Raw genomic sequence first — 9,592 nt, 5'->3', positions numbered from 1 at the left:
TTGGCGCTGAGTTTTGAATCTCGAACCGGGAAAATTTGAGACCAATTGGTCTCAAAAATCCGACAGAGGAAAATCAACTGCCTTCTCTAGCAGAAATCTCGCCAGAAGCTCCAACTCGAATTTTCCATCTCCGACCGCTGAGGAATTGCCATGCAAACTATCAATACCCTAGTAGAAACCGAATATGGCACTGCCCAACTTGATGTAGCTGAACGGACAAGGCTTCAAGAACTAGAATCCATTGTCGAACATGGACTTCAGATATTTTACGAAGTTGGCAAAGCCCTTGATGAGATTCGGGAAGAGAAACTGTACCGTGAAACTCACAAGACTTTTGAGGCTTATTGCCTTGACAACTGGGGCATCGGAAGACGGACAGCAGATCGATTTATTTCAGCAGCGCAGGTTGTCGAAAATTTGAGACCAATTGGTCTCAAAATTCCGACAAAGGAAAATCAAGTCCGTCCTCTAACAGGATTACCCGCAGAGCTACAACTCGAAATTTGGCAAGAAGCTCTGGAGTTATCGCCTAATAGTATGCCCACTGGTGCAGCAGTTCAGCGCCTGGTAGAGCGGCGATTTCCTTCAAACGGAAACGGGCGAACGCCTAAAGATAGTGCTTCGGAAGTCGAGAAGTTGCGATCGGACAATCAGCGGCTCAGAGAGCAAATCCGACAGCAAAACAGAGAAAGGGATAGGCGTGCTGCTGCTGTGGCTTTAGAGTTAGAGCAGTTGCGCTCAGAGAATAGGCAGCTAAAAGCTGAACTGCTACAGCGGGATAAGGATTGGGAAGTTCGACTGGCTTTTGAGAGGAACAAAATTCGCGAGGAGGTTAGGGGAGAACTCAGAGAGGAACTTAAGGCTGAACTCAGGGAAGAAATCAGAGCCGAAATAAAATCTGAGTATCAGGCTCAAATTAAAGAATTGACGGCTAAATATGAAGCCATAATTCAGGATTTATCAGTAAGGTTGACAGCTATGGAAGGAGCAAAATAAGAAATGGTCGCAATACTTGAAAACCCACTGCGCGTCGGTTTGCGAAAAGAACGGGTGCCGGAACCACAAATTCTGGTAATCTTCGGAGCTTCTGGGGATCTCACCCAGCGCAAACTGGTACCTGCAATTTATCAGATGAAGCGCGATCGACGCTTGCCACCGGAAACTACCGTCGTGGGAGTAGCCCGCCGCCCTTGGAGTCACGATTACTTCCGAGAGCAAATGCGCGAAGGCATTGAAGAATTTGGCGGCGGCATTGGCAATGAAGAATTTTGGCAAGAATTCGCTAAAGGTTTGTACTACTGTCCGGGCGACATTGACAACCCCGAAAGCTATCAAAAACTCAAAGCTTTCTTAGCGGAACTCGACGAAGAAAGGAGAACTCGCGGCAATCACATATTTTATCTCTCAGTTTCCCCGAACTTTTTCCCAGAAGCAATTAGGCAACTGGGCGCGGCTCAAATGCTGGCCGATCCAGTCAAAAACCGCTTGGTAATTGAAAAACCCTTCGGCCGGGACTTGAGTTCGGCAAAAGCTCTCAACCGAGTTGTGCAGAAGGTTTGCCAAGAACAGCAAGTTTACCGGATAGACCACTATTTGGGTAAAGAAACTGTTCAGAATTTAATGGTGTTCCGGTTTGCTAACGCGATTTTTGAACCGCTGTGGAACCGGCAATTTGTCGATCACGTACAAATTACAGTTGCAGAAACAGTAGGCGTAGAAGACCGGGCGGGTTACTACGAATCCTCTGGGGCGTTGCGGGATATGCTGCAAAACCACTTGATGCAGATTTTCTGTCTGACGGCGATGGAACCGCCGAACTCGCTCGACGCTGACAGCATCCGCACCGAAAAGATGAAAGTTCTGCAAGCAACTCGCTTGGCCGATTTGCATAACTTGGAGTTCTCAGCGATTCGGGGTCAATATTCCGCAGGTTGGATGAAGGGCAAACCCGTGCCGGGATATCACGAAGAACCGGGGGTTGCTCCCAACTCGACAACGCCGACGTTTGTGGCGATGAAGTTTATGATTGACAACTGGCGCTGGCAGGGAGTGCCTTTCTACCTGCGAACCGGCAAACGGTTGCCGAAAAAAGTTAGCGAAATTGCGATTCAGTTCCGCGAAGTTCCGCTGCTAATCTTTCAGTCTGCGGCCCAACAAACTACTCCTAACGTTTTGACTATGCGCGTGCATCCGAACGAGGGGATTTCGCTGAGGTTTGAGGCTAAAATGCCGGGGCCGGATTTGCGGACGCGGACGGTGGATATGGATTTCAGTTACGGTTCTTCGTTTGGGGTGACATCTTCGGATGCTTACGATCGCCTGTTAATTGATTGTATGCTGGGCGACCAAACTTTGTTTACCCGTTCTGATGAAGTGGAAGAAGCTTGGCGGGTGGTAACGCCGGCGCTGATGGATTGGGAATCCTCCACCGACCCAGATTTGGTTCCTAAATACGAAGCGGGTACTTGGGAACCGGCGGAAGCAGAACTGCTAATTAACAGAGACGGTCGTAAGTGGCGAAGACTTTAAGAGTTATTAGTCAGTGGTCAGTGGTCAGTTGTGAGTGGGCAGTGGGCAGTGGGTAGTGGGCAGTCAACTGAAAACTGAAAACTGAAAACTGAAAACTGAAAACTGACAACTGAAAACTGAAAACTGACAACTGAAAACTGAAAACTGAAAACTGAAAACTGACAACTGACCACTGACAACTGACTAATAAGAAAGGAGAAAAGATTTATGACGATGACACCGATGAAAGCTCCGCCCCTGGTTTCGCTACAAAGTCCTAAAGATGTGTCGATCGACCAAATAGAGGCCGAATTGAGTCAAATTTGGGAAAGTTACAGAGAATCGGGGTCTAAGGGCGATTTTCCGATCGCTACTAGGGCAACAACTTTTACTTTTGTAGTCTACGAACCGGAAGAAACTCAGCAGTTATTGGCGGATCTGGGGTTTTACGACGGGCCGGTGGACGGTATTACCGGGCCGATGACGGCATCTAGCATCAGGGCGGCTCAAAAAGCTTACGGGCTGCCGAGAACTGGCAAAGCTAACGCGGAATTGCTGGCGACTTTGCGGGAAGAAGTGGCTCGCAAAAATTCAAAAGGCGAGGAGATGGGATCGAGTGGCTTGGGTTCCGGGGGTTCGGGGGTGGCTGACGCGATCGTGGCTGCCAATCCCTGCCGGATTATTGCTCTGTGCCCGACGGCGGGGGAAGATACGGGCGTGCAGGCTCAAGTGGCTGCTTATTGTCCGGTTCACAAGCGCACCAGCGGCAATCTGATCTGCTGCGAGTACATTACGCTGCGGGGTACGGAAGCTGCGCTGGAACGGGTGAGCGGCATCGTGACGGCCTTGACTATCGGTGATTTGCCGACGCTGCTGTGGTGGAAGGCGAATCCCGATGCCGATCGAGGTTTATTCCAACGGCTGGCGACAATTAGCAGTTCTGTGATTGTTGACTCTAGCAGCTTTGCCGAGTGTGAAGCGGAATTGCTGTTGATGCAAAGTCTGATCGAAGAGGGAATTCCGATCGCGGATCTCAATTGGCGCCGGCTGGCCGCATGGCAGGAGTTGGCTGCTGAGGCTTTTGACGCCCCGGAACGTCGCGCTGCGATTCGGGAAATCGATCGGGTGACGATCGATTACGAACAGGACAATTCTACTCAAGCGCTGATGTATTTGGGTTGGCTGGCGAGCCGGCTTCAGTGGCGTCCGGTTGCTTTCAAACAGGAAGAGGGCGATTACCAAATCAAGCGAATTAAATTCGCGGGGCCCGACGAACGGGTTGTCGAAGCCGAGTTGGCTGCTATTCCTACTGCTGATACGGGCGATGTCGCGGGCGATTTGATTGCTGTGCGTTTGAATTCTACAAACGAAAAGGCTGACTGCGGTACAGTTCTGTGTTCGGAAGCGGGCGGCTGTATGCGGATGGAAACGAAGGGCGGCGCTCAAACCGATCGGTTTAACCAGGTGAGTCCTCTGTTCGATCAGGTGACGGAACAGTTGCTGGGCCAGCACCTCCAGAGTTGGGGCCGAGATGTGCTTTACGAAGAAAGTTTGGCAGTGACGGCTCAAATGCTGAAGTTGGCTAAACAGTAAAAAGAAGTTCGGCAACGGATTGTGTAGCGGATGTAACGGATGTAACGGATGGATGGAATCAGGAGAAAGGAGAAAAAAATAAGCAAGACGGATTGAGTTAACATTCAGTGGGGCAGGCAATGTCTGCCCTACTTTTATTCTTCTCTTTTCTTCCTTCGCGCTCTTGGCGTCTTCGCGGTTCGTTAAATAGTTATTATTTGAGCGGTTCGAGAGCAATACTCATAACTTGATCAACTGTCTATTTTTATGAGGAAGGATTGCATAAATCTTTGATTGATACAGAAACCGCAGATGCAAGGCAGATTAACACAGATAAACGCAGATAATTTCCTGATTGGAAAGCGACTTTGGCAATCTTATCTATTATTTATTTTAACTAACTAGAACTATGGCTTTAGTAATTGCTGGCGAACGCAGCGGTGCGGGAAAGACTACTGTAACGATCGCCCTTTTAGCTTATTTAGTCCGTCGCGGCTTGAATGTTCAATCGTTTAAGGTAGGTCCGGATTACATTGACCCCATGTTTCATGCTTTTGTTACTGGTCGCCCCTGTAGGAATTTAGACCCGGTATTAACGTCTGAATCTTATGTAAAAAAGTGTTTTTCTCGTCATATTCAAGATATCGATTATGCCTTAGTTGAAGGGGTGATGGGACTATTTGATGGTGTTTCTCGGAAGAAAGAAGAAGAAAGTTCGGCAACGGATTTCGTAACGGATGTAACGGATGTAACCGATAGAAGTTCGGCAACGATTGTACCAGATGTAAAGGATTTAACGGATTTAAGGAAGCCAGAAGGAAAACAACACTATTCTATTTCCTTTGCTTCTACGGCTCATGTGGCCTATTTGCTGAATTTGCCAGTATTGTTTGTGATAGATTGCAGCCGGCTCTCTGGTTCTGTGGCTGCGATCGCCCACGGTTTTCGTTCTTTTAACCCTGACCTTAAATTCGCTGGTTTGGTGCTAAATCGGGTGGCGAGCGATCGACATTTGGAACTGCTTCAAGATGCTCTCCAACCGCTCAATTTACCGATTTTGGGCGTTTTGCGTAGGGATGAGGCTGTTACTATTCCCGATCGACATTTGGGTTTGATTCCTGCTGAGGAGTTGCCGAATCTTCACGCTGCGATCGATAAACTGGCTGATTTGGCTGCTGTTAGTTTTGACTGGGAGCAACTTTTGCCTTTGTTGGCTGCAACTCGAAATGGGGGGGGTGAGGGGTCAGAGCAACTTTCAGGTAGGCACAGTCTCCCTTCGGGAATTGTAACTCAAAAAGATGATGTTGTCAACTGTTTGGGAAAACAATTTGGAGTGAGGATTGCAGTTGCGCGCGATCGGGCTTTTAATTTTTACTATCAGGACAATCTTGATTTGTTGGAAGAGTTGGGTGCCGAGTTGGTATTTTGGAGTCCCCTTGATGACTCGGTTTTTCCTGACAATGTGCAAGGGTTATATTTTGGTGGTGGTTTTCCCGAAGTGTTTGCTGAGAAATTGAGCGGTAATGTTTTAATTCGGGATGCGGTAAGAAAGGCGATTTTTTCGGGAATGCCGACTTATGCGGAGTGCGGCGGTTTGATGTATTTGTGTGATTCTATTGTAGACTTCGATGGCAATTCTTGGCCCGGGGCGGGAGTGTTGGAAACTGCTGCTGCGATGGGAAAGCGTTTGACGCTGGGATACCGAGAAGCTGTGGCTGTGAGGGATAGTTCGGTGTTAACTGCGTTTGATGAGGTTTGGGGACATGAGTTTCATCGATCGCATTTAACTGTTGAACCGAGTAATCCAGTTTATCACAGTTGGAGGTATGGGAAGCGGGGGGAGGTTGAGGCGGTTGCTGAAGGTTGGGGAGTTTGTCAGGTGCACGCTTCTTATTTGCATTTGCATTGGGGTGCTCGGCCTGATATTCCGGCTCGTTTTTTGCAGCAGTGTGCTGAGTTTGATTGTAAGGGTGTTTTGGGCGATCGAGAAAGCGAACTAGATTTTTTTATTTAATTAACCGCAGAGGACGCAGAGGGCGCAGAGAAGAGAAGAGAGAGGAGTTACTGTATTAGAATGTTTTTCATGGAAAGCAGGGAGGGGATGTTGGTATTTATGAGCGAATCAATTTCAACTAAGCAGTTGTCCGCACAATGGGTGACACCGGAGAATTTTCGGAGTTACGGTCAAGTTATCTTTGCGGCTGTTGATGGCAAGTCTTTCGATGCTGAGGATGCTCAGTTAAATTTGCAAAATGGTGTTCCTAGATTTTACATTATGCGACTCCATAAGGAAGGTCGCAAGTTTCGCAAAATTACGCGGCACGTTCAATGTACTCAGTGTTTGGGTTCTTTGGAGGGGAAGGATTGGTTGATGGCGGTTGCGCCTCCTGGGGATAGCGATAAACCGAGTTTAGAGGATATGGCTGCTTTTCGGATTCCGGGCAATTGTTTTATTAAGTTAGATGTGGGGACTTGGCACGCTGGGCCGTATTTTGATGCGGATTTTGTTGATTTTTACAATCTGGAATTGAGCGATACTAATGTGGTTGACCATTTTACCTTTGATTTTGTGAAAAATCACAATCTGGAGTTTGAGATTGTCTGATGTTGGCGATTGGTAGTTGCGCTTTCTTTTTGGTGATTTTTGAGTAAGATTTTTTAACCGCAGAGGGCGCAGAGGACGCAGAGGGGGAGAAGGAGGGGGTTCGCAAGTGATTGGGGAATTCTTTTTGTCTCACTAGGCGGAATCGCCACGCTTGAAGGATAAAGTTTACAAGTGTTAAATTAAGTGCAATTGTCATGCCTGAGCAAAAGTATAGCATTGTTCTGCGCGAATGTCGTTTGTTAGGTGCGGGCGATCGCCCAACGGTAGATATTGCTATTGAGAATGAGCAAATAGTCGCCGTTTCGCCGCACATCTCAGAACTTGGGGAACGCGAAATCGACATTCAAGGCAATTTAGTTAGTCCTCCTTTTGTGGAGTCGCACATTCATCTCGATTCTGCCTTGACTGCGGGGGAACCGCGATGGAATCAAAGTGGCACTTTGTTCGAGGGAATTGAAATCTGGGGGGAACGAAAGCAATGTTTAACTCTGGATGATGTCAAAAAACGGGCGGTTGAAACTTTAAGGCTGCAAGCGTCTCAAGGGATTTTGTTTGTCAGGAGTCACGCTGATGTTAGCGAACCGACGCTGACTGCTTTGCAAGGACTTTTGGAAGTTCGAGAACAAGTCAAAGATTGGATGACTCTGCAAGTTGTGGCTTTTCCCCAAGACGGGATTTACGGAAGTCCAGAAAATGACAAACTTTTAGAGAAATCTTTGGATATGGGTGCGGATGCTGTCGGCGGGATTCCGCATTATGAGTTGACGCGGGAAGATGGGGTGAAGTCGGTTGAGCGAATTTTTGAACTTGCTGAAAAATACAATAGATTAATAGATGTTCACTGCGATGAAATCGATGATGAACAGTCGAGATTTTTGGAGGTTGTAGCGGCTTGTGCGATTAGAAGCGGGGCTGGTTCGCGGGTGACAGCTAGCCACACGACGGCTTTCGGTTCTTATAACAATGCTTATGCTTTTAAGCTGATGGGAAGTTTGGCCAAATCGGGAATTAATTTCATCGCCAATCCTTTAATTAATATCACTCTGCAAGGCCGCGCTGATACTTATCCCAAACGCCGTGGGGTGACGCGGGTTAAGGAGTTGTGGCTGCAGGGTTTGAATGTGAGTTTTGGCCACGACTGCGTGCAAGATCCTTGGTATAGTTTAGGTACGGGAAATATGTTGGATGTCGCTCATATGGCGGTTCATGTTTGTCAGATGACGGGAATGGCTGAGATTGCAGCTTGTTTTAATATGGTCACTGTCAACGGTGCTAAAACTCTCAATATGGGAGATGATAATTATGGGATAGAGGCGGGGAAACCTGCTAATTTGATTGTGTTGGACGCTCAGGATTGTTATGATGCAATTAGGAGGCGCGCTGCGGTTCGCTATGTGATTTCGCGGGGAAAGTTGCTGGCGGAAACTGCACCTGCTAAAATTAGTTCTTATGGTATTTGACAAACAATATTTGAAGCTGTTAAATTGTGAATCAAGGTGCTATTCCCGATGAGAGTCCGAGAAATTTACTAGAGCAATTGCTCCTGCAAGATGCTAAGGCTGGTAATTGTAGAGCAATTCAGGGCGGGCCTGACGATATACTAGGGGATGTTTCCAGATTAGTGGCCCTCTATGGAGGTAATCCCGAAGACTGGTACAAAATAACGAGCATTCAGGCTTTTACAATTAATGGAGCTTCCGTACAAATACACTGGTTTGAAAATGCAAAAATTTTGCAACAAGTTGAATTAAAGTTTAAACGACAATATCCTAAAATAGCACCTAAGAATTTATAGGTAGACAAGTTATGATTGTTCGCTGTATTGCTAATACTGGGGAAGTTCTGCCGGAAAATTATATTGATCCGGCAAGAGGTTATACTAAAAAGGTTGAATTGCCGTTGACTGTTGGCAAGGAATATGTTGTTTATGCAATCCGCTCGTGGCAGGGAAGAGTTTGGTACTATATTTGTGATGATAATTACAGCTATTATCCCATACAGACTCCGGCACCGCTGTTTGAAGTAGTTGATAACCGAGTTTCTAAGTATTGGCAGTTTATGCTTGACCCGAATGGGGTGTTAAGGTTTGCTTTTGAGCAGTGGTTTACTGACCCTTGTTTTTATGATAAGCTAACGGATCAGGAAGAGGCGGAGATTGAGATTTTTGAGAAGGTTAAGGAATTAATGGATGCTGAGGATTTTGCTTTCCCTCCGCTGGATGTTGCAGTTGAGAAGTTGCGGGAAACTGTCAGTATTTGAGTGGAAAAGTGCTATTCTAGCAAATTATTTGTTTACCACCTTGACTCACATACCTTCAAATGGTATCAAATAGGAAGTAGCATAATTTTGGAAAAAAAATGGACGACCAACTTGAATCCAATAAAAACTATGAGATACTAGACGGCGATGATGTTTTGTTATTCGATAAAGCTACTTTTCTGGTACGCAGTTTTGCAGAGGTAATCACTAGCAAGTTTATTGAGATACTTGATCTTATTGCAATAAGGGAATCTCGCCAGAAATCAATAATTAATTGGATGAAAGAGCTACGGATTAACGACGAAATAATAATTAGTGGAGGGGAGATAGACTGGAACTCCCCTCAAGAAGGAATAGATTGTCAAGTTCTAAAAATTGGTTCTAAGGGTTGGCAAAAAGGAAAGCTTCAAATAAAAGTTAATGAAAATTTCCATGCGGGGGAAACGCAGGTATGTATAAAGTTTTGTCCTGATGAACCAGCAAAGCAAAAATCCCCTCTAGATGATATCAGACAATCCGAGGAATACAAAAAACTGAGCAATAATAACTGACAGCCCGATCGCGATTACAATACAATAATCATCGCACCTATATCTGAACCTTAGATTTTCAACCGCAGATGAGGGCAGATGTACGCGGATGAACGCT

9 protein-coding genes are annotated in these 9,592 nt (G+C 46.5%); all 9 read left to right on the top strand.

Annotated elements, in window-relative coordinates:
* The first annotated feature begins 150 nt into the window (after positions 1-150).
* The 9 genes from QUB12_RS12565 (at position 151) to QUB12_RS12525 (ending at position 9,495) form a co-directional block, all read left to right on the top strand.
* The gene (locus tag QUB12_RS12565) at positions 151-996 is read left to right on the top strand and encodes a hypothetical protein (protein ID WP_333142118.1); all 846 of its coding nucleotides are present in this window, start codon (positions 151-153) and stop codon (positions 994-996) included.
* Between the two features lie 3 nt (positions 997-999).
* Positions 1,000-2,529, top strand: coding sequence for a glucose-6-phosphate dehydrogenase (gene zwf, locus QUB12_RS12560; protein ID WP_333142119.1), 1,530 nt, complete (start codon positions 1,000-1,002; stop codon positions 2,527-2,529).
* A gap of 207 nt (positions 2,530-2,736) precedes the next feature.
* Positions 2,737-4,101, top strand: coding sequence for a glucose-6-phosphate dehydrogenase assembly protein OpcA (gene opcA / locus QUB12_RS12555; RefSeq protein ID WP_333142120.1), 1,365 nt, complete (start codon positions 2,737-2,739; stop codon positions 4,099-4,101).
* Between the two features lie 388 nt (positions 4,102-4,489).
* Positions 4,490-6,094 (top strand): cobyrinate a,c-diamide synthase, encoded by a 1,605-nt coding sequence (locus tag QUB12_RS12550; protein ID WP_333306994.1) that lies wholly within the window; start codon positions 4,490-4,492, stop codon positions 6,092-6,094.
* A 99-nt stretch (positions 6,095-6,193) separates the two neighbouring features.
* Entirely contained in the window at positions 6,194-6,685 is a 492-nt protein-coding gene (locus QUB12_RS12545) for an ureidoglycolate lyase (protein WP_333142122.1), read from the top strand.
* A 194-nt stretch (positions 6,686-6,879) separates the two neighbouring features.
* A complete protein-coding gene (gene codA, locus QUB12_RS12540) occupies positions 6,880-8,145 on the top strand; it encodes a cytosine deaminase (protein WP_333306992.1) in 1,266 nt (421 codons plus the stop codon).
* 26 nt (positions 8,146-8,171) lie between these two features.
* Entirely contained in the window at positions 8,172-8,480 is a 309-nt protein-coding gene (locus QUB12_RS12535) for a hypothetical protein (protein ID WP_333306990.1), read from the top strand.
* Positions 8,481-8,491: 11 nt separating this feature from the next.
* Positions 8,492-8,944, top strand: a complete 453-nt coding sequence (locus QUB12_RS12530) for a hypothetical protein (RefSeq protein ID WP_333306988.1) — start codon at positions 8,492-8,494, stop codon at positions 8,942-8,944.
* 98 nt (positions 8,945-9,042) lie between these two features.
* Complete coding sequence (locus QUB12_RS12525; protein WP_333306986.1) at positions 9,043-9,495, top strand: KGK domain-containing protein; 453 nt, start codon at positions 9,043-9,045, stop codon at positions 9,493-9,495.
* The last annotated feature ends 97 nt before the right edge of the window (positions 9,496-9,592 follow it).

Origin of the sequence: Microcoleus sp. B7-D4, from assembly GCF_036705125.1 — a bacterium.
Classification (GTDB): Bacteria; Cyanobacteriota; Cyanobacteriia; order Cyanobacteriales; family Microcoleaceae; genus Microcoleus.
Note: the sequence above shows the minus strand (reverse complement) of the source record. Positions and strands in the feature narration are given on the sequence as shown.